The organism is Pseudomonas tremae, from assembly GCF_001401155.1.
In the GTDB taxonomy this organism is placed as follows: Bacteria; Pseudomonadota; Gammaproteobacteria; order Pseudomonadales; family Pseudomonadaceae; genus Aquipseudomonas; species Aquipseudomonas tremae.
Genome location: NZ_LJRO01000305.1, coordinates 129,467 through 151,737 on the forward strand (window position 1 = coordinate 129,467; position 22,271 = coordinate 151,737).

The 22,271-nt window shown below is 57.8% G+C and carries 24 protein-coding genes and 1 pseudogene; 18 read left to right on the plus strand and 7 right to left on the minus strand.

Annotated elements, in window-relative coordinates; genetic code table 11:
• Positions 1 to 179 precede the first annotated feature (179 nt).
• Together ftsB and ispD are read left to right on the plus strand one after the other, a co-directional pair.
• Positions 180 to 458 carry a cell division protein FtsB gene (ftsB, locus tag ALO43_RS17490; RefSeq protein WP_005891859.1) on the plus strand — a complete coding sequence of 93 codons (279 nt, stop codon included), beginning with the start codon at positions 180 to 182 and terminating at the stop codon, positions 456 to 458.
• Between the two features lie 13 nt (positions 459 to 471).
• Complete coding sequence (gene ispD, locus ALO43_RS17495) at positions 472 to 1,170, plus strand: 2-C-methyl-D-erythritol 4-phosphate cytidylyltransferase (protein WP_054997862.1); 699 nt, start codon at positions 472 to 474, stop codon at positions 1,168 to 1,170.
• 18 nt (positions 1,171 to 1,188) lie between these two features.
• Here ispD and ALO43_RS17500 read toward each other — a convergent pair whose 3' ends face one another.
• Positions 1,189 to 2,085, minus strand: a complete 897-nt coding sequence (locus tag ALO43_RS17500; protein ID WP_053480461.1) for a LysR substrate-binding domain-containing protein — start codon at positions 2,083 to 2,085, stop codon at positions 1,189 to 1,191.
• A 104-nt stretch (positions 2,086 to 2,189) separates the two neighbouring features.
• On the opposite strand from ALO43_RS17500, the gene ALO43_RS17505 reads away from it, so the two are divergent.
• The 8 genes from ALO43_RS17505 to rpoS all read left to right on the plus strand — a co-directional run bounded on the left by ALO43_RS17505 (position 2,190) and on the right by rpoS (position 9,398).
• On the plus strand, positions 2,190 to 3,302 hold the full coding sequence (locus tag ALO43_RS17505) for an S-(hydroxymethyl)glutathione dehydrogenase/class III alcohol dehydrogenase (protein WP_024671826.1): 1,113 nt from the start codon (positions 2,190 to 2,192) through the stop codon (positions 3,300 to 3,302).
• A gap of 69 nt (positions 3,303 to 3,371) precedes the next feature.
• Positions 3,372 to 4,217: an S-formylglutathione hydrolase gene (gene fghA, locus ALO43_RS17510; protein WP_005891873.1), complete on the plus strand. Its 846-nt coding sequence runs from the start codon at positions 3,372 to 3,374 to the stop codon at positions 4,215 to 4,217.
• A 53-nt stretch (positions 4,218 to 4,270) separates the two neighbouring features.
• Positions 4,271 to 4,744 (plus strand): 2-C-methyl-D-erythritol 2,4-cyclodiphosphate synthase, encoded by a 474-nt coding sequence (gene ispF / locus ALO43_RS17515; RefSeq protein WP_005891875.1) that lies wholly within the window; start codon positions 4,271 to 4,273, stop codon positions 4,742 to 4,744.
• On the plus strand, positions 4,741 to 5,799 hold the full coding sequence (gene truD, locus ALO43_RS17520; protein WP_005891878.1) for a tRNA pseudouridine(13) synthase TruD: 1,059 nt from the start codon (positions 4,741 to 4,743) through the stop codon (positions 5,797 to 5,799). The genes ispF and truD overlap by 4 nt, the downstream gene beginning before the upstream one ends.
• A complete protein-coding gene (gene surE, locus ALO43_RS17525; RefSeq protein WP_024671828.1) occupies positions 5,787 to 6,536 on the plus strand; it encodes a 5'/3'-nucleotidase SurE in 750 nt (249 codons plus the stop codon). Before truD ends, surE begins: the two co-directional genes overlap by 13 nt.
• Before the next feature lie 41 nt (positions 6,537 to 6,577).
• Positions 6,578 to 7,213, plus strand: coding sequence for a protein-L-isoaspartate(D-aspartate) O-methyltransferase (locus tag ALO43_RS17530; protein WP_005891883.1), 636 nt, complete (start codon positions 6,578 to 6,580; stop codon positions 7,211 to 7,213).
• Between the two features lie 207 nt (positions 7,214 to 7,420).
• Positions 7,421 to 8,287, plus strand: a complete 867-nt coding sequence (locus ALO43_RS17535; protein ID WP_005891885.1) for a peptidoglycan DD-metalloendopeptidase family protein — start codon at positions 7,421 to 7,423, stop codon at positions 8,285 to 8,287.
• A gap of 103 nt (positions 8,288 to 8,390) precedes the next feature.
• Entirely contained in the window at positions 8,391 to 9,398 is a 1,008-nt protein-coding gene (gene rpoS, locus ALO43_RS17540; protein ID WP_005891887.1) for an RNA polymerase sigma factor RpoS, read from the plus strand.
• Between the two features lie 548 nt (positions 9,399 to 9,946).
• On the opposite strand, the gene fdxA is transcribed toward rpoS, so the two are convergent.
• Both fdxA and mutS read right to left on the minus strand, forming a co-directional pair.
• A complete protein-coding gene (gene fdxA / locus ALO43_RS17545; RefSeq protein ID WP_005891889.1) occupies positions 9,947 to 10,270 on the minus strand; it encodes a ferredoxin FdxA in 324 nt (107 codons plus the stop codon).
• 246 nt (positions 10,271 to 10,516) lie between these two features.
• Positions 10,517 to 13,068, minus strand: a pseudogene (gene mutS, locus ALO43_RS17550) (DNA mismatch repair protein MutS).
• A 60-nt stretch (positions 13,069 to 13,128) separates the two neighbouring features.
• Between mutS and ALO43_RS17555 the strand changes: the two are divergent.
• From ALO43_RS17555 to recX, 4 genes are all read left to right on the plus strand, one after another.
• On the plus strand, positions 13,129 to 13,467 hold the full coding sequence (locus ALO43_RS17555; protein WP_053932054.1) for a hypothetical protein: 339 nt from the start codon (positions 13,129 to 13,131) through the stop codon (positions 13,465 to 13,467).
• Between the two features lie 78 nt (positions 13,468 to 13,545).
• Positions 13,546 to 14,046, plus strand: a complete 501-nt coding sequence (locus ALO43_RS17560) for a CinA family protein (RefSeq protein ID WP_053932055.1) — start codon at positions 13,546 to 13,548, stop codon at positions 14,044 to 14,046.
• 93 nt (positions 14,047 to 14,139) lie between these two features.
• Positions 14,140 to 15,204: a recombinase RecA gene (gene recA / locus ALO43_RS17565; RefSeq protein WP_005891902.1), complete on the plus strand. Its 1,065-nt coding sequence runs from the start codon at positions 14,140 to 14,142 to the stop codon at positions 15,202 to 15,204.
• A gap of 5 nt (positions 15,205 to 15,209) precedes the next feature.
• Positions 15,210 to 15,677, plus strand: a complete 468-nt coding sequence (gene recX, locus ALO43_RS17570) for a recombination regulator RecX (protein WP_024671766.1) — start codon at positions 15,210 to 15,212, stop codon at positions 15,675 to 15,677.
• A 30-nt stretch (positions 15,678 to 15,707) separates the two neighbouring features.
• On the opposite strand, the gene ALO43_RS17575 is transcribed toward recX, so the two are convergent.
• Both ALO43_RS17575 and ALO43_RS17580 read right to left on the minus strand, forming a co-directional pair.
• Positions 15,708 to 16,802 carry an LOG family protein gene (locus tag ALO43_RS17575; protein ID WP_054997863.1) on the minus strand — a complete coding sequence of 365 codons (1,095 nt, stop codon included), beginning with the start codon at positions 16,800 to 16,802 and terminating at the stop codon, positions 15,708 to 15,710.
• Between the two features lie 200 nt (positions 16,803 to 17,002).
• The gene (locus ALO43_RS17580) at positions 17,003 to 17,419 is read right to left on the minus strand and encodes a quorum-sensing-regulated virulence factor family protein (RefSeq protein ID WP_024691310.1); all 417 of its coding nucleotides are present in this window, start codon (positions 17,417 to 17,419) and stop codon (positions 17,003 to 17,005) included.
• 230 nt (positions 17,420 to 17,649) lie between these two features.
• On the opposite strand from ALO43_RS17580, the gene ALO43_RS17585 reads away from it, so the two are divergent.
• The 3 genes from ALO43_RS17585 to ALO43_RS17595 all read left to right on the plus strand — a co-directional run bounded on the left by ALO43_RS17585 (position 17,650) and on the right by ALO43_RS17595 (position 19,674).
• Entirely contained in the window at positions 17,650 to 18,360 is a 711-nt protein-coding gene (locus ALO43_RS17585; protein ID WP_054997864.1) for a tRNA-uridine aminocarboxypropyltransferase, read from the plus strand.
• A gap of 216 nt (positions 18,361 to 18,576) precedes the next feature.
• Positions 18,577 to 19,224, plus strand: coding sequence for a response regulator transcription factor ErdR (erdR, locus tag ALO43_RS17590; RefSeq protein ID WP_024671764.1), 648 nt, complete (start codon positions 18,577 to 18,579; stop codon positions 19,222 to 19,224).
• An 84-nt stretch (positions 19,225 to 19,308) separates the two neighbouring features.
• Positions 19,309 to 19,674 carry a diacylglycerol kinase gene (locus ALO43_RS17595; RefSeq protein WP_005891927.1) on the plus strand — a complete coding sequence of 122 codons (366 nt, stop codon included), beginning with the start codon at positions 19,309 to 19,311 and terminating at the stop codon, positions 19,672 to 19,674.
• 6 nt (positions 19,675 to 19,680) lie between these two features.
• Here ALO43_RS17595 and ALO43_RS17600 read toward each other — a convergent pair whose 3' ends face one another.
• Positions 19,681 to 20,607, minus strand: a complete 927-nt coding sequence (locus tag ALO43_RS17600; protein ID WP_024691309.1) for a LysR family transcriptional regulator — start codon at positions 20,605 to 20,607, stop codon at positions 19,681 to 19,683.
• A gap of 123 nt (positions 20,608 to 20,730) precedes the next feature.
• Here ALO43_RS17600 and fpr point away from each other — a divergent pair, with 123 nt between their 5' ends.
• Positions 20,731 to 21,510: a ferredoxin-NADP reductase gene (gene fpr, locus ALO43_RS17605; RefSeq protein WP_054997865.1), complete on the plus strand. Its 780-nt coding sequence runs from the start codon at positions 20,731 to 20,733 to the stop codon at positions 21,508 to 21,510.
• A gap of 49 nt (positions 21,511 to 21,559) precedes the next feature.
• Here the strand turns inward: fpr and tsaA are convergent, their stop codons facing one another.
• Positions 21,560 to 22,267: a tRNA (N6-threonylcarbamoyladenosine(37)-N6)-methyltransferase TrmO gene (tsaA, locus tag ALO43_RS17610; RefSeq protein ID WP_024670217.1), complete on the minus strand. Its 708-nt coding sequence runs from the start codon at positions 22,265 to 22,267 to the stop codon at positions 21,560 to 21,562.
• Between the last annotated feature and the right edge of the window lie 4 nt (positions 22,268 to 22,271).

Genomic DNA, 22,271 nt, shown 5'->3' on the forward strand with positions numbered 1-22,271 from the left:
GTAAAAAGACGCAGAGCGCTGCCAGGAATCGAGTCTTGTGACTATTCTTTGCAGCTGTGATGCTGACGCTCCGCGGTAATCTGGAGTGATTGAGCCTGGCTTATGTCAGGCTCAATGCCCTCAGTCATTTGTTCTTCACGCTGGCTCTGCTGTTTTTTTACTGGGTACCTGATATTTCAATGCGCAGTCCTAACTGGTTGTTCCTCGTCCTGCTCTTGTTGCTGGGTGGCTTGCAATACCGTCTTTGGGTCGGTAACGGCAGCCTTGCGCAAGTGGCCAGCCTGACTCAGCAGATTGCCGACCAGCACGCTGAGAATGAGGTGCTGCTCGAGCGCAATCGCGTACTCGATGCAGAAGTCATGGAGCTGAAAAAAGGCCTGGAGACCGTTGAGGAGCGCGCCCGGCATGAACTGGGTATGGTCAAGGACGGCGAAACCCTTTACCAGCTCGCGCAATAATCAAGTTGGTGCAATGACAGATTTCCTTCCTGCCTTCTGGGCAGTGATACCTGCGGCGGGCATCGGAGCCCGCATGGCAGCCGATCGTCCCAAGCAGTACTTGCAATTGGGCGGCCTTACCATTCTCGAACACAGCCTGCTCTGCTTTCTGAATCACCCCCGACTCAAGGGGCTGGTGATCAGTCTGGCCGTGGACGACCCTTACTGGGGCGAGCTGCCCTGTGCGCATGATTCGCGAATCCAGCGGGTAAATGGCGGTAACGAGCGTTCGGGCTCGGTGCTTAATGCGCTGTTGCACCTGCATGCTCAGGGCGCGAGTGACAATGATTGGGTTCTGGTGCACGACGCTGCAAGGCCGAACCTTGCGCGCAGTGACCTGGATAATCTGCTGGGCGAATTGGCGAATGACCCTGTGGGCGGCCTGTTAGCTGTGCCGGCCCGCGATACCCTCAAACGCGCCGACAGCAGCGGCCGCGTACTCGAAACCGTGGACCGTAGCCTGATCTGGCAAGCCTTCACGCCGCAGATGTTTCGTCTCGGTGCCTTGCATCGCGCGCTTGCCGACAGTCTTGTGTCGAATGTCAGCATTACCGATGAGGCCTCTGCCATAGAGTGGGCGGGGCAGTCACCTCGTCTGATCGAAGGGCGTTCCGATAACATCAAGGTCACTCGCCCCGAAGACCTTGAATGGCTGAGGCAGCGCCGCAGCTAGTTCGGACGCTAGCGCCTGCTACTGGCGATACTCGTCCCGCATCGCCAGTCCCTCCTTGAGGTAGTCCACCAGCTTGCGCACCTTGGGCGACAGGTGCCGTTGCTGTGGATACAGTGCCCAGACCGCTGTGTTGGGCGGCTGATGAGTGTCCAGCAGCGATACCAGTGCGCCATCCTTCAAATGCCTTTGCACGTAGTAGTCCGGCAGCTGGCAAAGACCGATCCCGTGCAACGCGGCGTCCAGCACCGCCTGGCCACTGTTGCAACGCCAGTTTCCCTGTACCCGCTGAGAAAACTCTCGGCCGTTCTGTTGCAGTTGCCAGGTATCGCTGCCGCCAATCAGGCAGTTATGACGGCCAAGTTCCGACAGGCTGTGAGGCCTTCCGTAACGTTCGATGTAGGAGGGCGACGCGCACACGTACATTTTGCGTGGTGCAATGCGGGTCGCGACCATGCGCGAGTCCTGCAGTCGACCCAGTCGAATCGCCAGGTCCATGCCTTCATGCACCAGATCCAGCGTCTCGTTACTCAATTCGATGTCGACGCGCAACTGCGGGTAGAGATCCATAAAGCGGGTGACCAGCGGCGTGATGAAACGCTCGCCATATGCCACTGCACAGGTCATGCGTAACAATCCCTTGGGCTCGCTGGCCAGATCGCCTACCGCGCGCAGTGCTTCCTCGCGCCCGTCCTGCAGGCGTTGGCAGTGGTGCAGAAATGTCTGCCCGGCTTCGGTCAACGCGACCTTGCGTGTGCTGCGGTACAGCAGGCGAGTCTGCAGGCGTTCTTCAAGGCGCACGATCTGTCGACTGACATGCGACGAAGAAACGCCGAGCCGCAGGGCTGCAGCGGTGAATTGGCCACATTCGGCGACGGCGACGAACTCATCCAGACCTTCCCAGCGATTGGTGTACATCGATTATCCCTGTACAGCATTAATGTTTTGCTTTTAGCCGTATTACTCATCAAATGGCACTGTACTACACTGCAAACCTTGTTTTTACTCGTCGGAGAAAATTGATGATCAAGTCACGCGCTGCTGTCGCCTTTGAAGCCAAAAAGCCACTGGAGATCGTTGAAGTCGATGTCGCCATGCCCAAGGCCGGAGAAGTGCTACTCAAAGTGGTGGCGTCCGGCGTCTGCCATACCGATGCCTATACGCTTTCCGGCGCTGACCCTGAAGGTATATTCCCATCGATTCTCGGCCACGAAGGCGGCGCTATTGTCGAAGCGATCGGCGAAGGCGTGACCTCGGTGGCGGTCGGCGATCATGTCATTCCGCTGTATACCCCGGAGTGCCGTCAGTGCAAATTCTGCCGTTCGGGCAAGACCAACCTGTGTCAGGCAATTCGTTCGACTCAGGGCAAAGGCCTGATGCCGGATGGCACCACGCGCTTTTCCTACAAGGGCGAGCCGATTTTCCACTACATGGGCACCTCGACGTTCTCTGAATACACCGTGCTGCCGGAAATCTCGGTGGCCAAGATCGACAAGAAAGCTCCGCTGGAAAAAGTCTGCTTGCTGGGTTGCGGTGTTACCACCGGTATCGGCGCAGTGCTCAACACGGCCAAGGTAAAGCCGGGCGACACCGTCGCGGTCTTCGGTCTGGGCGGCATTGGCCTGTCGGCGGTGATCGGTGCGGTCAAGGCCAAGGCGGCGCGAATCATCGCCATCGATATCAACCCGGCCAAGTTCGAGATCGCCAAGCAGTTGGGTGCAACCGATTGCGTCAATCCGAAGGATTTCGATCGTCCGATCCAGGAAGTCATCGTCGACATGACGGATGGCGGTGTGGATTTCTCCTTTGAGTGCATCGGTAATGTGCAACTCATGCGTTCAGCGCTGGAATCCTGCCACAAGGGCTGGGGCGAGTCGGTGATCATCGGTGTTGCCGGTGCCGGTCAGGAAATCTCTACCCGTCCGTTCCAACTGGTGACCGGGCGCGTCTGGCGCGGTTCGGCGTTTGGCGGCGTGCGTGGCCGTACCGAACTGCCGAGCTACGTCGACATGGCGCAGAGCGGCGAAATCCCGCTGGATACGTTCATCACCCACACCATGGGCCTCGAAGATATCAACAAGGCGTTCGATTTGATGCACGAAGGCAAAAGCATTCGTACCGTCATTCATTTCTGAGTAACAACGCCAGTCTGTCAGCTTCAAGCGCCCGCTTGAAGCTGACAGCTGTTTACTGGGGGACCCCTTATGCCTTTGGAAAATATTTCCTGTCAGAAAAGCTTTGGTGGCTGGCACAAGCGTTACAAGCACCACTCGCAAGCGCTGGGCTGCGATATGGTCTTTGCTGTCTACCTGCCGCCTCAGGCAGAGCAGGGCGGCAAGCTGCCGGTTCTGTACTGGCTGTCCGGTCTGACCTGCACTGACGAAAACTTCATGCAGAAGGCCGCTGCTCATCGGCTTGCCGCCGAGTTGGGCATTATTATCGTGGCGCCCGACACCAGCCCGCGCGGTGCCGATGTGCCGGACGACCCCGACGGTGCCTGGGATTTCGGACACGGCGCCGGTTTTTATCTGAACGCCACTGAGCAGCCCTACGCGCGGCATTATCAGATGCATGATTACGTGGTCAAGGAACTGCCTGCGCTGATCGAGGCGCATTTTCCGGCGTCTCAGGCACGCAGCATCAGCGGCCACTCGATGGGAGGTCACGGTGCGCTGGTGTGCGCCTTGCGCAACCCGGGGCGCTACAAATCCGTGTCGGCATTTTCACCCATAGGCAACCCTATCGATTGCCCTTGGGGGCAAAAAGCCTTCTCTCGCTATCTGGGCGAGGATCGGTCCCGCTGGCGCGAGTGGGATGCCAGCGTCTTGATGGCCGAGGCTGCGGAAAAACTGCCGACACTGGTTGATCAGGGCGATCGTGATGATTTTCTGGTCAATCAACTCAAGCCCGAAGCCTTGCTTCAGGCTGCCAAAACTGCGAATTACCCGCTGACACTGCGGATGCAGCCCGGTTACGACCACAGCTATTTCTTCATCGCCAGCTTCATCGAAGACCATCTAAGGCATCACGCCGAAGCCTTGAACAGCTAACGTGCGCCAAAGCAGGTAGAATCACGCCCTGTCTTTTTTCAGGGCGTTTTTTTATGCGTATTGGTCATGGCTATGATGTGCACCGTTTTGCCGAAGGCGATTTTATTACCTTGGGCGGCGTGCGGATTGCACACGGTTTCGGCCTGCTGGCCCACTCCGATGGCGATGTCCTGCTGCACGCCTTGAGCGACGCACTTCTGGGTGCTGCGGCCCTGGGCGATATCGGTAAACACTTTCCCGATACCGACCCGCAGTTCAAGGGCGCTGACAGTCGGGTCCTGCTTCGGCATGTACTCAAGCAGATTCACGGCAAGGGCTGGAAGGTCGGTAACGTCGACGCCACCATTGTCGCTCAGGCGCCAAAAATGGCGCCTCATATCGAGGCCATGCGTGCGTTGATCGCCGAGGACCTGCAGGTGGACCCGGACCAGGTGAACGTGAAAGCCACGACCACGGAAAAACTCGGTTTTACCGGGCGTGAAGAAGGCATTGCCGTGCATGCCGTCGCGTTGTTGCTGCCAGCATGACCGAACTGGAACTGCTGGGGCCAAGGGCCTACGGTGATGCGCTGGGCAGTGCTGTCCTCAAGGCTACAGCTGAAGATTTTCAGGTGGACGAAGTACTGGACATCCCCCTGTCGGGCGATGGCGAGCATTTGTGGTTGTGGGTCGAGAAGCGCGGCCTGAATACCGAGGAGGCTGCCCGCCGACTGGCACGGGCAGCGGGCGTTCCGTTGCGCACGGTCAGCTACGCCGGTTTGAAGGATCGTCAGGCGCTGACTCGTCAATGGTTCAGCATTCAACTGCCCGGCAAGGCTGACCCTGATCTTTCCGCGGCCCAGAACGAGACCCTGCAGATTCTCAAGACCGGCCGGCATCGGCGCAAGCTGCAGCGCGGCGCTCACGCAGCCAACGGCTTCACACTCAGGCTGACCCGTCTGGATGCGGACAAGGACGCATTGAATCAGCGTCTCGAGACCATTGTCCGACAGGGCATACCCAATTATTTCGGTGCTCAGCGTTTCGGTTATCAGGGCGGTAACCTGGGTGAAGCCCGTGATTATGCCAGCCGTCAGGCGCTGCCTGAGCAGCGTGCAGTGCGCTCGCGTCTGTTGTCCACGGCGCGTAGCTACCTGTTCAATCGGGTGCTTGCGGCCCGTGTGGCCGATGGCAGCTGGCAGCAAGCTCAGGTAGGCGATCTGCTGGCGTTCACAGACAGCCGGAGCTTTTTTCCGGCCGGGCCTGACGAGTGCAGCGACCCGCGGCTGGCGATTCTCGATCTGCATCCCACGGGCCCGCAGTGGGGTGAAGGCCCTTCGCCAGCTGGCGGCGTCACCGCAGAGCTGGAAAACACCATCGCCAGCGACGAATCCGCACTGCGCGACTGGCTGATCAGAGCCGGCATGGAGCACGAACGTCGCATCCTGCGACTGCCCATCGGGCGGCTGACGTGGCATTATCCCGAGTCTGACATTCTGCAACTGGAATTCGTCCTTCCGCCCGGATGCTTCGCCACTGTTTTGGTGCGTGAACTCGTGGATCTGGTGCCGGTTGGGCAGACGGACAGCTCATGCGTATTCTGATATCAAATGATGACGGGGTGACTGCACCTGGTCTTGCAGCGCTTTATGCCGCGCTGGCCGATTACACCGAGTGTGTGGTGATCGCGCCTGACCAGGATAAAAGCGGTGCCAGCAGTTCACTGACACTTGATCGGCCCTTGCACCCGCAAACACTGGCCAACGGTTTCATCAGTCTCAACGGCACGCCGACCGATTGCGTGCATCTTGGGATTCATGGGCTATTGGAACGTGAACCGGACATGGTGGTTTCGGGTATCAATCTGGGTGCTAATCTGGGCGACGACGTGCTGTACTCCGGCACGGTGGCAGCAGCCCTGGAGGGACGCTTTTTGCAGCGTCCTTCGTTCGCCTTTTCGTTTCTGTCACGTCAGCCGGATAATCTGGCGACGGCGGCGCATTATGCGCGTTTGCTGGTCGAGGCCCATGAGCAGCTCGACCTGCCTCCCCGTACGGTACTGAACGTGAATATTCCAAACCTGCCGCTGGAGCATATCCGTGGCATTCAACTGACCCGATTAGGGCACCGGACCCGAGCCGCAGCACCGGTGAAGGTCGTCGACCCGCGGGGGCGTGCCGGTTACTGGATTGCAGCGGCTGGCGATGTGGAGGATGGCGGCGCCGGGACCGATTTTCACGCGGTCATGCAGGGCTACGTCTCAATCACACCGTTGCAGCTGGACCGGACGTATCAGGACGGTTTCAGCAGCCTGAACCACTGGCTGGAGGGTCTGCGTTGATGTCGCGCGATCAGGATGATCTATTGCGTCGCGGGATCGGGATGACCTCGCAGCGAACCCGCGAACGGCTTATTCAGCGTCTTTGCGAAGAAGGTATCTCCAACGCGCGCGTGCTGGACGTGATCCGCAAGACGCCCAGGCATTTGTTCGTCGACGAGGCGCTGGCGCATCGTGCCTACGAAGACACGGCGTTGCCCATTGGTCATAACCAGACGATTTCCCAGCCTTACATGGTTGCGCGAATGAGCGAGCTGCTTCTGGCGGCTGGCCCGCTGGACAAGGTCATGGAGATCGGCACCGGCTCCGGTTATCAGACAGCGGTACTGGCGCAGCTGGTGGAGCGCGTATTTTCGGTCGAGCGCATCAAGGTGCTTCAAGACCGCGCCAAGGAACGTCTGGTCGAACTGAACGTGCGCAACGTGGTTTTTCGCTGGGGTGACGGCTGGGAGGGCTGGCCGGCTCTGGCACCCTACAACGGGATCATCGTGACGGCGGTAGCCACCGACGTGCCACAGGCGCTGCTGGATCAGTTGGCGCCAGGTGGGCGGCTGGTAATACCTGTAGGTTCTGGCGAGGTTCAGCAACTGATGCTGATCATCCGCGAGGAAAACGGTTTTTCACGGCATGTATTGGGTGCTGTGCGCTTCGTTCCGCTGCTTAACGGGCCGATCGCCTGAAGATTGTCTGTGGCGGCGAGTGAATTCTGGCGCCAGTCCTCGGTCTACACCGCGCGGCCTGTAATGTTAGATTGCCTGATGGCGTCATCTCATGCAGCTTATTGATACATAACAACGTTTTTCAGTAGTTAATCACTGGCTGCCCGCCGCTAATGCGGCACAACAGGCATCTTTTTTGAATCCAGTCACCAGTAAAGGGAGTGGCGGGTGAGTCTCACAGTCATTCAGCAGCTCAGGTCTTCAAAAAGTTATCAGCGTCTGGTGATTGGCATTGCTCTCAGTGTCCTCTTGGTCGGCTGCTCGAGTTCGCCCTCGGGCGGCGTTCGCGTCGTGGATCGCAACGGCAATGCCGTTGCGCAACGCCCGACGGTGACCACTGGCCAATACGTGGTCAGGCGCGGTGATACGCTTTTTTCTATTGCATTTCGTTACGGCTGGGACTGGAAAGCGCTGGCGGCCCGTAATCAGATTCCGGAGCCGTTTACAATCAAGCCAGGTCAGACGATTCGCTTTGACGGCCGTTCCTCTTCAACGCAGGGTGTAGCGTCGACTTCCGAATCGGGACGTCCGGCGACCACTTCATCAACCACTACCAGCAGCTCCGGCTCGGTCAAAACCACGGTCATGTCGAAGCCGGTTGCGGTTGTACCGGTGGTGATACCTCCTTCGGCGACTACCGCCACAGGCCCGGCCGGCCGGTCTCCGTCGGGTTGGACCTGGCCTTCTAGTGGCATTTTGATAGGAAAATTTTCCTCAAACGGCAGTTTGAATAAAGGAATTGATATCGCTGGTGATTTGGGACAGCCTGTTTTGGCAGCGTCTGATGGGTCAGTTGTTTACGCCGGAAGTGGATTACGGGGCTACGGCGAATTGATCATCATCAAACACAGCGATACCTACGTCAGTGCCTACGGTCATAACCGCAGGCTTTTGGTACGGGAAGGGCAACAGGTCAAGGCAGGGCAGACGATTGCCGAAATGGGGTCAACAGGAACTGACCGGGTGAAGCTGCATTTTGAGATTCGCCGCCAAGGTAAACCTGTAGACCCGCTGGGATTCTTGCCACGTCGTTGATAGTTGCCAGCCTGTTCCTGGCGTAATAGGAACAGGCTCAAGTGTTGCCATGGAACCAGGCGGCGCTGGAGCTTGAGGTCGAACTCACCAAAGGACTAAAGCAATGGCTCTTGGCAACGAAGCGCCGGAGTTTGACATCGATGATGAAGTGCTCCTTATGGAAGCCGGCATTGTCCTGAAGGAAGCGTCAGACGAGAAGCAGCCACCCGCTGCCTCGGGGCGTACCAAGGTCAAGCAATCATCATCGCTCAAACAACATAAATACATTGATTACACACGGGCGCTCGACGCAACCCAGTTGTACCTCAATGAAATCGGTTTCTCCCCTCTGCTGTCCCCGGAAGAAGAAGTCTATTTTGCGCGCCTGTCGCAAAAGGGAGATCCGGCCGGGCGCAAACGCATGATTGAAAGCAATCTGCGGCTGGTGGTCAAGATTGCCAGGCGTTACGTCAATCGTGGCCTGTCACTTCTCGACCTGATCGAGGAGGGCAATCTGGGGTTGATCCGGGCTGTCGAGAAATTCGACCCTGAACGCGGCTTTCGCTTTTCCACCTATGCCACTTGGTGGATTCGTCAGACCATCGAACGGGCAATCATGAATCAGACCCGGACCATCCGGTTGCCGATTCATGTGGTCAAGGAACTCAATGTCTATCTGCGTGCAGCCAGAGAGCTGACTCAGAAACTGGACCACGAACCGACCCCTGAAGAAATCGCCAACCTGCTGGAAAAGCCAGTGGGTGAGGTCAAGCGCATGCTGGGCCTGAATGAGCGTGTATCTTCCGTGGATGTGTCGTTGGGGCCTGATTCCGACAAGACTCTGCTGGACACCCTGACTGACGATCGTCCCACCGATCCGTGTGAGCTTCTGCAGGACGATGATCTGTCGCAGAGCATCGATCAGTGGCTGTCCGAACTCACCGAGAAGCAGCGTGAAGTGGTTATCCGTCGCTTTGGCCTGAGGGGGCATGAGAGCAGCACACTTGAAGATGTAGGGCTTGAGATCGGTCTGACACGCGAGCGTGTAAGGCAGATCCAGGTTGAAGGACTCAAGCGCCTGCGAGAGATCCTTGAAAAGAACGGTTTGTCCAGCGAATCGCTCTTCCAGTAGCGCCCCTCCCGCAGTGTCACCCAAGGCCGATATAACACTTGATGTGTGTATCGGCCTTTTCATATGTCTTTCGTCATCTAAATTTGTGCGTGTGATTTCTCTGCGCGTTTCCAGGCGGAGGGTGTCGCCGGTTTCATCAGGTAAGTAACGCCGGATTCTTGTAATCCATCGCGTACATCTGTTGTAAGTCATCAAGGCTTTGTGGGTGAGAATTCCTGCCAAACGGCATGTAGGCTGGCTCCAGGTTGCTGATTTTAAAGTCTTTATTTTCTGAGTGGTCAGGCTCGCAGAAATATTCTGGAGCGTTTGAGGTGTTGCTCTTCGAGGTTAAATCTCTAATATCGAAGCTGTGCCAACGGATCGGCACAGGCTATCAAGGATGACGGCCAAGGACATCGCAGGACGCGATTCATCAGGATGATGACAAGGGAATACAGGGATTAGGGAGAAAATGTGGGCGGGTCATACCGCCCCTTTTTTTTGCCTGTCAAACAGCAAGTGCGACTCAAAAAAAAGGCCCTGCGAAGGGCCTTTTGTCTGTCTGGAATCTAGCGCTCCAGGTGTTCGATCTTGCCTGGTTTGCCATCCCACTCTGCGGCGTCCGGCATACCGTCTTTCTTTTCGGTGATGTTGGGCCACACCTCGGCAAGTTCGGCGTTGAGCTCGATGAAGTTTTCCATGCCGGCCGGGATCTCGTCTTCGGAGAAAATGGCTACAGCAGGGCACTCTGGTTCACAGAGTGCACAGTCGATGCATTCGTCCGGGTGAATCACCAGGAAGTTCGGGCCTTCGTAAAAGCAGTCCACCGGACAGACTTCTACGCAGTCGGTGTACTTGCACTTGATGCAGTTGTCGGTGACGACGAAGGTCATTTCTAATTTTCTCCTCAGGCGGCTGCAGCAGAGCCCTTCCAGACAGGGTTGCCAGGTTCGGGAGGTTTCCCGGCCCTATGAAAACACGTGCTTTTGGTGGGTGACCTTGAGGCAGTCGGACTGCGTCGCCTGCCACCTACCCTTGGTTCGCTGCGTTTTCACGCGGCTCGAAAAACAGCTCGGCCAGGCTAAAAGCCGAGAGCATCCCAAACCGCGCGGGATTCTAACAGTATGTAATGCTTCGCGTCACAGTCGAGTTTGCAATGTATAGAGCAAATCCAGCGCCTGTCGCGGGGTCAGGTCATCGACCTTGATCTTCGACAGTTCATCCAGTACTGGGTGCGGCAGGCTTGCGAACATATCGCTCTGCTGCGGGATCGCGGGTTTGCCGGGTTTCGCCCTTGGCTGGTCGTGCGGCAGGCTGGTGGTTTCCAGGCGCTGCAAGTGCTCTTTGGCACGTGTGATGACTTTCCCCGGAACGCCCGCAAGCTGCGCAACCGCCAGGCCATAGCTCTGGCTGGCTGGCCCCGGCAGCACACGGTGCAGGAAGACGATTCGCTCGTTATGCTCGGTGGCATTGAGGTGCACGTTGTTCACCAGCGGCTCGCTTTCCGGCAGAACCGTCAGCTCGAAATAGTGCGTTGCGAACAGCGTGTAGGCACGCAGTTGCGCAAGGCATTCGGCAGCAGCCCACGCCAGCGACAGGCCGTCGAAGGTGCTGGTGCCGCGTCCCACCTCATCCATCAGCACCAGGCTCTTGTCCGTGGCGTTGTGCAGGATGTTTGCTGTCTCGCTCATTTCGACCATGAACGTCGATCGTCACTGGAACCTATACGGGTAAAGATCCGGTCCACCAGTGACAGCTCGCAACTGGCTGCGGGCACGAAGCTGCCGATGTGGGCCAGCAGCACGATCAGTGCTGTCTGACGCATGTAGGTCGATTTACCACCCATGTTCGGGCCGGTGATGACCAGCATGCGGGTGCTGTCGTCCAGTGCCAGGTCATTGGCGACGAAAGGCGTGCTCAGTACCTGCTCCACCACCGGGTGACGGCCCTGTTCGATGCGCATGCAGGGTTCAGTGACGAATCGCGGGCAGTTGAGGTCCAGGTTCAGAGCGCGCTCTGCAAGGTTGCTTAGCACGTCCAGCTCGGCCAGCGCCCCTGCAGTGTCCTGAAGCGGCGCAAGGTGGCCGATCAGGTCCTCGAGCAGCGCTTCGTACAACATTTTCTCGCGTGCCAGCGCCCGACTTTTTGCCGACAGCGCCTTGTCTTCGAACTCCTTGAGTTCCGGCGTAATGAACCGCTCGGCGCCCTTGAGGGTCTGGCGACGTATATAGTCAGGCGGCGCCTGTTCGGCCTGCTTGCTCGGCAACTCGATGAAGTAGCCGTGTACGCGGTTGTAACCCACTTTCAGATTGGCCAGGCCGGTACGGGCTTTTTCCCGAGCCTCCAGATCAATCAGAAACTGCCCGGCGTTTTCACTCAGCGATTGCAGGTCATCCAGTTCGGCGTCGTACCCGGTCTTCAAAACGCCACCGTCACGAATCACCGCGGGAGGGTTATCGATGATTGCGCGTTGCAGCAGGTCAGCCAATTCCGGATAGGTGCTGGCCGTCTGCGCCAGTTGTTGCAGATGCGGCGTGTCCAGGTCCGCCATCGCCTTTTGCAGCTCGGGCAGGGCGCTCAAGGCATCACGCAGCCGCGCAAGATCGCGGGGCCGGGCGTTGCGCAGACCGATACGGGCCAGAATCCGCTCGATGTCGCCAATTTCCTTGAGCTGCGGTTGCAGGTGCTCGAAGCGATAGCGATCCAGAAAGCAGGCAATCGACGTCTGGCGCGCCTGAAGAATCGGCAGGTCGCGCAACGGGCGGTTCAGCCAGCGGGTCAGCAGTCGCGTGCCCATCGCTGTCTGGCAACGGTCCATGACCGATTGCAGGGTATTGTCGCGGCCACCAGACAGGTTGATGTCCAGTTCCAGATTGCGGCGTGTGGCGGCATCGAGGATCACGGTATCGTCAAGACGCTCGTGACGCAGGCTGCGCAAATGCGGCAGGGCAGTACGCTGGGTCTCCTTGGCGTAGCCGAGCAGGCACCCCGCAGCGCCAATGGCAAGGGTCAGGTTTTCGCATCCAAAACCTTTGAGGTCCTGTGTCGAAAACTGCTGACACAGACTTTTATGAGCCGAGTCGCGCTCGAAATCCCACGGGGCACGACGGCGGGCGCCTCGGCGTTTCTCCGCCGGCAGACCTTGCGGCCAGTCGTCCGGGATCAGCAATTCTACGGGATTGATACGCTCCAGCTCGGCAAGCAGGTTTTCCCAGCCCTTGATCTCCAGCACGCTGAAGTTGCCGCTGGTGATGTCCAGCACGGCAAGGCCGAACAGGCGCTCATCGCCGAGCACGGCTGCGATCAGGTTGTCCCTGCGCTCATCCAGCAACGCCTCGTCGCTGATGGTCCCCGGTGTGATGATCCGCACTACCTGACGATCCACCGGGCCTTTGCTGGTCGCCGGGTCGCCGATCTGCTCGCAGATGACCACCGACTCGCCCAGCTTCACCAGTTTGGCCAGGTAGCCCTCGGCGGCATGGTAGGGAATCCCGCACATGGGAATGCTCTGGCCTGCCGACTGGCCGCGTGCGGTCAGCGTGATATCCAGCAGTTTGGCGGCTTTTTTCGCATCTTCGTAGAAGATCTCGTAAAAATCGCCCATGCGATAGAACATCAACTGATCCAGGTGCTGGTTTTTGAGTTTCCAGTACTGCTGCATCATCGGAGTGTGTGAGGAGAGGTCGGAAATTGCTTTATTCATCAGTGGCTTAGGCAAGTTCTTGAGAAGGGGGTTGGGCAACCTTGAGGCATGACGAGCGATCCCTCTTTGAATCAAGGGCGTCTGCCGGGTATTTGCGATTGTCGCAAGGTTATCACGCACGATCAGGTGGTGCAGTTCTGGCGTGACGGCTGTTCATTGATGACCAGACGTTTCCCGGCGGCCCTGAACGTCGATTTGCCGTATAGACTTTCAGCGTCGGCATTCGATAGTCGAATGCTCCTTGATAAAAAAGGATTTTATATGAAAAAGAAGAGGGCCAGAGACTCTGTCAACGGGCAATTCATTCCTTTGGAAGAAGCCAAAAAAAGACCGAGAGAAACCACGGTTGAAACGGTCAAAAAACCGGAGCGCAGGAAAACTGACTGATCAATCGGCCATTGCAGGGTTGCTGCAGTGCTCTGGTGAGCATTTGCTGCAGGTCTTGTGCATGAACAGGAGAACGTCGTGGATCAGATAACCGGGCTTGCCGATACCTTGGGCAAGCTTCTAGACGCAATGAGCGCTCAAGTGACCACCGCCGAATCCTGCACGGGAGGCGGTATTGCGGAGGCAATTACGCGCATCGCCGGCAGCTCCGCATGGTTCGAGGCAGGCTATGTGACTTACTCGAACGCTCAGAAGACCCGACAATTGGGTGTCCCGGCGGCATTGTTCACTCAAGTGGGGGCGGTCAGCCAGCCGGTCGTCGAAGCCATGGTGCGAGGTGCGCAGCGTGAAAGTGGCGCTCGATACGCCGTGGCGGTCAGTGGCGTGGCGGGGCCGGGCGGCGGGTCGGTCGACAAGCCAGTCGGTACGGTATGGCTCTGCTGGGGCGATGGTGAGGCGCTTGTTGCGCAGTGTCACCGGTTCGATGGCGACCGCGATCAGGTACGTCGGCAGACGGTCGAAGCCGCGCTACACGGGCTGATACAGCTTGCACATGGAGAAATGCCAAAACAGGGGTAGGCGCGCGCTCATCGCTGTGGAATAATACTGTCTACTTATACAGGTGTTGTGGCCGTCAAGGCCCTAATTGAATTTGATTACGTGAGGACTTCAATGGACGACAACAAGAAGAAAGCCTTGGCTGCGGCCTTGGGTCAGATCGAGCGTCAGTTCGGTAAAGGTGCCGTGATGCGCATGGGCGACCATGACCGCCAAGCGATCCCCGCCATCTCCACTGGTTCTCTGGGTCTGGATATCGCACTCGGTATCGGCGGATTGCCAAAAGGCCGGATCGTCGAGATCTACGGTCCGGAATCTTCCGGTAAAACCACGCTGACGCTGTCGGTCATCGCGCAAGCCCAGAAAATGGGTGCTACCTGTGCGTTCGTCGATGCCGAACACGCTCTGGACCCTGAATACGCAGGCAAGCTGGGCGTCAATGTCGACGACCTGCTGGTTTCGCAGCCGGACACCGGCGAGCAGGCGCTGGAAATCACCGACATGCTGGTGCGTTCCAACGCCATTGACGTAATTGTCGTCGACTCCGTGGCTGCGCTGGTGCCCAAGGCCGAGATCGAAGGCGAGATGGGTGACATGCACGTAGGTCTGCAGGCGCGTCTGATGTCGCAGGCTCTTCGCAAAATCACCGGCAACATCAAGAATGCTAACTGCCTGGTGATCTTCATCAACCAGATCCGCATGAAGATCGGCGTTATGTTTGGTAGCCCGGAAACCACCACCGGTGGTAACGCTCTGAAATTTTACGCTTCGGTACGTCTGGACATCCGCCGCACAGGTGCGGTGAAAGAAGGCGACGAGGTTGTGGGCAGTGAGACCCGCGTCAAAGTAGTTAAAAACAAGGTTGCACCGCCTTTCCGTCAGGCCGAGTTCCAGATTCTCTACGGCAAGGGTATCTACCTGAACGGTGAGATCGTTGACTTGGCTGTCCTGCACGGTTTTGTCGAGAAGTCCGGTGCCTGGTACAGCTACCAAGGCAGTAAGATCGGCCAGGGTAAAGCCAACTCGGCCAAGTTCCTGGCAGATAACCCGGAAATCTGCAAAGCGCTTGAGAAGCAGATTCGCGATAAGCTGCTCACCCCAGGCGTAGATACCAAGGCAGTAGGTTCCCGTGAAGCGGTAGTTGCCGCTGACGTGGCCGAAGCAGACGCCGATATCTGATACCCATGGCCGCTGTGCTTGATACGCCTGTCGCCATACGGCGCACTGCAATGGACCTGCTCGCGCGACGCGAGCACGGTCGAGTCGAGCTGACGCGCAAATTGCGTCAGCGCGGCGCTCCTCCGGAGCTCATCGAAGCCGCCCTCGACCGGCTGGTCGAAGAAGGTCTGCTCTCTGAATCTCGTTACCTTGAAAGCTTTGTCTCTTACCGGGCGCGCTCGGGCTATGGCCCTGTTCGTATTCGAGAAGAGCTGAATCAGCGTGGTTTGCAACGCGCTGATATCGAGCAGGCGCTCAAGGAATGCGGGGTGGACTGGCAAGAAAAGCTTCAGGATGTCTGGCAGCGCAAATTTGCCGGTGCATTACCCGTTGATGCTCGAGAACGCGCCAGGCAAGGGAGGTTTTTGAGTTATCGAGGATACCCACTGGACATGATCGGCCGCTTGCTAAGCGGCCGTGGTGGTGATGATTGATCAATCAGAGCGTTGTGTGTGGCGCCTGATTTACGCAGTCCTGCCTGTCGCTGAAGCATCAGCCCAGTTTTCCTGCAAGTTGATGTAGTCCACCAATTCCCGAAGCCTGCCTTGGTTGCGCCCTGTAAAGGTAAATGCAAGCCGCGTCAGATGGCTGAATTGCGCTTCATCATGTTCCTCGCCCTGATAACTGTGCTGATGGAAGTTTTCATTGATGCACAGGTCGACGAAAGCCTCCTGCATATGTTCCAACGCTTGCTCACTGAGTGCGTGATGCATACGGATCACAAACTTGTTCTTCAGCCAGCGGCTGGAGTGGAAGTTGCTGTAAAACTGGTTGATCTCTTCCACTGCTTCGCCGGGGCTGTAGACCAGTCGCATCAACTTCATGTCGGCTGGCAGGATGTAGTGGTTGTCCTGTAGCTGATTCTTGATGAAATCCAGCGCACCTTGCCAGAAGCTTCCGCCTGGAGTGTCCAGCAGCACGACCGGCACCAGCGGACTTTTACCAGTCTGTATCAGTGTCAATACTTCCAGTGCCTCATCCAGCGTTCCAAACCCGCCTGGGCACAGCACCAGTGCATCAGCTTCCTTGACGAAAAACAGCTTGCGGGTGAAGAAAAAGTGGAAAGGCAGCAAGTTGTCGGTGCCATCGACGGTCGGGTTCGCGTGTTGCTCGAAAGGCAGGGTGATGTTGAAACCCAGGCTGTGTTTCAGGCCCGCACCTGCGTGAGCGGCCGCCATGATGCCGCCACCTGCGCCGGTGATGACCATCATGTCCGATTGTGCGAGTTTCTCGCCCAGATCTCGGGCCTGTGCATATAGCGGGTGCTCTATGGGCGTACGAGCGGAGCCGAAGACTGTGACCTTACGACGCTCCTTGAAGCGCTCCAGCACACGAAAGGCTTTATCCAGTTCACGCAGGGTCTGCAGGGTTATCTTGACGTCCCAGCGGTTGCGGTCGTCTTGAGCCATGCGCAACACGGTAAGCATCATGTCGCGATACAGCGGCAGATTTTGCGTACCGGGTGCCACTTCATTGATATGTGCTTCGATCTTGGCGGTCAGGTCGAGACCGTTGCTTTGAAAATGTCGGGATAGAAGATCATCAGGTACATACGGCATTCGGGATTTTTCCTCCTGCAGAGTCAATGGCCCCTCAGGGCGTGTTGAATCGATGATGTCCCGGTTTTCGGAGAAAGGCTACCCATTCCCTGTTTGAGTCAGAGCGGATTAGTTGCAGGATGTCTTGGCGTTGCCGAACTGGCGCGCCTCATGTGGCAGGCGCGCGTGGCAGAAGTGAGGTTATCGCGTGAAAGGACTGTTTACTGCTTGGGCTTGGCTGCGCAGTCCGAGGCCTGGAAAGTCTGGGTCGCAACCGGGCGATTGGTTTTGTACTCGGTGAACTGATACTTGAGTACAGCGCCTTTGGTCATCAACTGACGAAAGCCGTTGTTGTGGCATACGCTGTTGCCCAGCTGGTTGCGCATCACGTCCGGGTTGGCACGCATCTGACTTGCCTGGCCTTCGCGGACACTCAAGTGGTTGATCAACTGATTGCCGGTGACGGTGTAGCCCTGATCCAGAATATCCTCGTTGATCGCTCTCGGCGTGCCGACACTGCTTTCCTTAGCGACTTTTTCCAGCATCTTGCTGAGTTCGAACTCCTGTTTCGACGCCGCTTGAGCGCACAGCGGAGCAACGAGCAAAAGCGTAAGGGTAGGTGCGATAAGGCGCAGCATTTAACTCTCCTGATTAAGTGGCTGGCTGTTGGACCAGCGACTTCAAAGTGCGTTCCGGTCAGCCCGCCAAGCGAGCGGCGGAGCCGTGGCGCAGCAGTATAGAGCAGGACTAATCCAGCGGCCTAGGCCGAAAGCGGGTTCAAGCGCTGTCGCTCTGATAAACTGCGCGCACTTTATCCCTGCCGAGTCTCTGTGGTGTCGATGTATTCCCCCCGCTGGCGTGCCCAGCGATGAGCCATGCCGTTTCGCGTCTGCGTGACGAGCGTCTGGCACGCAGCACCAAACCGTTTATTGCCCGTGGATCGCGTGCGCCGCGTTGTCCAGCCTGCCGGGTCATTTCCAGCTATTGCCTGTGTGAATGGCGGCCAACGGTGGCCGCCCGATCGGGCATGTGTTTGCTGATGTATGACACCGAGCCTATGAAACCGACCAACACTGGCTGGCTGATTGCCGATGTCATCGAAGACACCTATGCCTTCGGCTGGTCGCGTGTCGAGATTGATGAGCAGTTGCTGGCCTTGCTGGATGACCCACAATGGCAGCCGTATATCGTCTTTCCCGGCGAGTTTGTCGCTAACGAGCGTGTGGTCACGCATGTCTCGCCGGAGGAGGGCAAGCGCCCACTGTTCATTTTGCTGGATGCCACCTGGACCGAAGCACGCAAGATGTTTCGCAAAAGCCCTTATCTTGAAAGGTTTCCGGTACTGAGCCTCGTGCCCGAGCAAATCTCGCGTTATCGCCTGCGTCGGTCAAGACGTGACGATCACTTCTGCACCGCGGAAGTGGCGGCTCTGTGCCTGGAACTGGCCGAGGACGTGAGCGCCAGTGGCGTGCTTGACGCTTATCTGGATGTATTCAGCGCGCACTATTTAGGCGCCAAGTTTCAGCGTCCGATAGATCCGGATGACGCCGCTCACACTCATTTGAAGCCCTTCATTTGAAGGGTGTCATGCTGCTCTGCAGTATCAGGTGGCACGTGTTGGGCCGATTGCCATCTTTGTGCGCAGTCGACGGCGCTTCGCGCTTGACCGTCATGGTGTTGCTGGGCATGCTTGGCGCCGCCTGGAAGCCGATTCATCGGGTCTGCCGCGGCACTTGCCGCCAGCCTTTGAGCGGCCGCTTTTGTCGGCCACTCACTATAAAAACAGGATCATTACATGACCTACGACATCCTGATCGCTGATGATCACCCCCTGTTTCGCAGTGCGCTGCGTCAGGCGCTGACCATTGGCCTGGGGCCTGAGGCACGGCTGGTCGAGGCAGAGAGCATTGCACAGCTTGAATCTCGTCTGGACGAGAAGGGCGACTGGGATCTGGTTCTGCTGGACCTGAACATGCCGGGCGCCTATGGGTTCTCCGGGCTGGTCCTGCTACGTGGCCAGTACCCGCAAATACCGGTGGTGATGGTCTCTGCTCAGGAAGAGGCGTCGATTGTGGTGCGCTCCAGAGAGTTTGGGGCCAGCGGGTTTATCCCCAAATCCAGTTCGCTGGAAGTTATCCAGCAGGCAGTCCGGACCGTACTGGATGGCGAAGTCTGGTGGCCGCCGCAGGTCAATGAAGTCATCAGTGTCTCGGATGAAGCAAAAGCGGCGAGCGCAGGGCTTGCCAGCCTGACGCCTCAGCAGTTCCGCGTGCTGACCATGGTGTGCGAAGGCTTGCTGAACAAGCAGATCGCCTCCGAGCTGAGCGTGTCCGAGGCGACTATCAAAGCCCATGTCACGGCGATTTTTCGCAAGCTTGGCGTGCGTACGCGCACTCAGGCGGCATTGCTGTTGCAGCAGCTTGAATCCATCTCTTCCAGCTGAAGGTAGGCCATGTAGCTCGTATTCACGCTTTTTTGACCTTTATTGCCTTAGTTTTCCTCATCTTTTTTTGCACGGCAGCCCTCTATGTCGCCCTTCAAAGGCCAAACCGGCCTTAAACGTATTCTCAATGCTGCAGGTTATTCCATCGATGGCATGACCGCTGCCTTCAAAGGCGAAGCCGCTTTTCGTCAGTTGGTGCTGCTGAATGTGGTTCTGGTCCCGCTGTCGTTTTTTCTGCACGTCAGCAAGGGCGAGCACGCCTTGCTGGTTGCTGTGTGCCTGTTGGCGTTGATCGTGGAGCTGCTCAATTCTGCTGTCGAGGCGGCCATCGACCGTATTTCGCTGGACCTGCATCCGTTGTCGAAGAATGCCAAGGACATGGGCAGTGCCGCCCAATTCATCGCCCTGAGCATGATTGCGCTGGTTTGGGGCATCGTTTTGCTGGGCTGAGTCTGCTCAGTAGAGGCTTGGCAACACGATCTCGTCGCTGCGCTGCACGCCGGCAGTGAACGCGCGGCACAGTTCGAGAAATTCACGCATGGCGGAAGTCTGATACTTCTGCTTGTGCCAGATGAAATAAAACTGGCGTGACAGGTCCAGCTCCGGTGTGGCCAGCTCCACCAGATTGCCGCGACGAAATGCATCCCGCAGCGCAAGCCTGGAAATACAACCAATGCCCAGCCCTGACTCGACCGCCCGTTTGATCGCTTCGGTGTGTTCCAGTTCGAGCCGGACATTCAGGCTGTTGCGATGATGGCGCAGGGCCTGATCGAACGTCAGTCGTGTGCCTGAGCCCTGTTCGCGGAGAATCCAGGCTTCATGGGTGAGCTCTTCAAGCGTTACATGCGCACGCTTTGCCAGCGGGTGCTGAGGCGCGCAGAACACGACCAGTTCGTCTTCGACCCAGGATTGCACCTCGATGTCCGGATGGCTGCAATCTCCTTCGATCAGCCCCAGGTCGATCTCGTAATGGGCAACCTGTTGCACGATGTGCGCGGTGTTCTGGACGTGCAGCTTGACCTGACTTTCCGGATGGCGCTGCATATAACCGCCGATCAGCAGGGTTGCCAGATAATTGCCGATGGTCAGGGTGGCACCGACCGCCAGCGAGCCGAAACCTGATTTGCCATTGAGCAGGTCCTCGATTTCCTTGGCCTGGTCCAGCAGCGCAACCGCCTGCGGCAGCAGCTGTCTGCCCGTGGCATTGAGGCTGAGCCGCTTGCCGGCGCGGTCAAACAGCTGGCAGCTGGACTGGCGCTCCAGTTCGGTGATGGATGTGCTGGCAGCCGACTGTGAAAGCGAAAGCAGCACAGCTGCCTTGGATACGCTTTCCTGCCGGGCCACGGCGACGAAAACCTGAAGCTGACGTAGAGTAAATCGCATATCTATATAACCGATAACCTATATCTTGATAATCCATTTAACAGATATTCTGTCTGCCACTAGAATGTCGCGCAATAGCGCAGTGCTTCTGCGCGCACTATTTTTTCAGGAGTCCTCACGTACATGAGCAACATGAACCACGAGCGTGTCCTCAGCGTCCACCATTGGAACGACACCCTCTTCAGTTTCAAGTGCACCCGCGACCCTGGCTTGCGTTTCGAGAACGGTCAATTCGTCATGATCGGTCTGCAGCAGTCCAATGGTCGTCCGCTCATGCGTGCCTACTCCATTGCCAGCCCCAACTGGGAAGAGCATCTGGAATTCTTCAGCATCAAGGTGCCGGACGGCCCGCTTACCTCCCAGTTGCAGCACCTGAAGGAAGGCGATGAAATCATCATCAGCAAAAAGCCTACGGGCACGCTGGTGCTGGATGACCTGAAGCCGGGCAAGCACCTTTACCTGTTGAGCACGGGCACCGGTCTGGCACCGTTCATGAGCGTCATTCAGGACCCTGAGACCTATGAGCGTTTCGAGAAGGTCATCCTCTGCCACGGCGTGCGCTACGTGAACGAGGTCGCCTATCGCGAGTTCATCACCGAGCATCTGCCGCAGAACGAATTCTTTGGCGAAGCGCTGCGCGACAAGCTGATCTACTACCCGACGGTCACCCGCGAGCCGTTCGAGAATGAAGGCCGTCTTACTGACCTGATGCGCAGTGGCAAGCTGTTCAGCGATATCGGTCTGCCACCGATCAACCCTCAGGACGACCGCGCGATGTTGTGCGGCAGCCCGAGCATGCTCGACGAAACCAGCGAAGTGCTGAACAGCTTCGGTCTGACCGTTTCTCCGCGTATGCGTGAGCCTGGTGACTATCTGATCGAGCGTGCATTCGTCGAGAAGTAGACCGCTCTCACAAGACCCGCCTTGTCCTTGATCGGATCAGGCGGGTTTTTTATTGCGTGGGAAATGTTGCCGGCACTACTTCAATGACGCAGATGACGCCGGTCTGCGGGTAATGCCAGCGTACGTCCAGGTCCCAGAACTGCGCGCCATAGCGGCGCTCTGGCGTGGGTAGCTGGTAAGCCGGTCGCGGGTCTTGAGCCAGGCATTGTTCGATCAGCTCGACTAAGGGCTCGTTGAGGCGTAGAGCGTGTGTTCGGGCTTGCATCAGCGCGGCGTCCTGCCACTGCACCGGGATCAAGGCTGGCGCGGCACTGGCCATGTGGTTGGTTGCGTCGGCGATGACATCGGCATAGGGCACATAAGGCTTGATGTCCAGTACTGGCGTACCATCCAGCAGGTCGATGCCCGACAACCAGAGCCGGCCGGGTTCGACCTTGTCCAGCTTGACCACCGATTGCCCTATACCGTTCGGGCGATGCGTGGCGCGTGTCGCAAATACGCCCATCGACTGATTGCCCCCGAGACGGGGCGGGCGCACTTTCAGGCGTGGCTTGTCTTCCAGTGCCAGGTGGAATAGAAACAGCAACCAGACATGGCTGACCTGTTCCAGCCCCTGAACAGCCTCGCCCTGATCGAAAGGTGCGATCAGTTCCAGCACGCCTCGCGCTGCCGGCGCCAGCTGTGGCTGGCGCGGGATGGCGAACTTCTCCTTGAAGCAGGAGCGCACGAAGCCCACAGGGGAGACGTTGTAGCTCATGGTG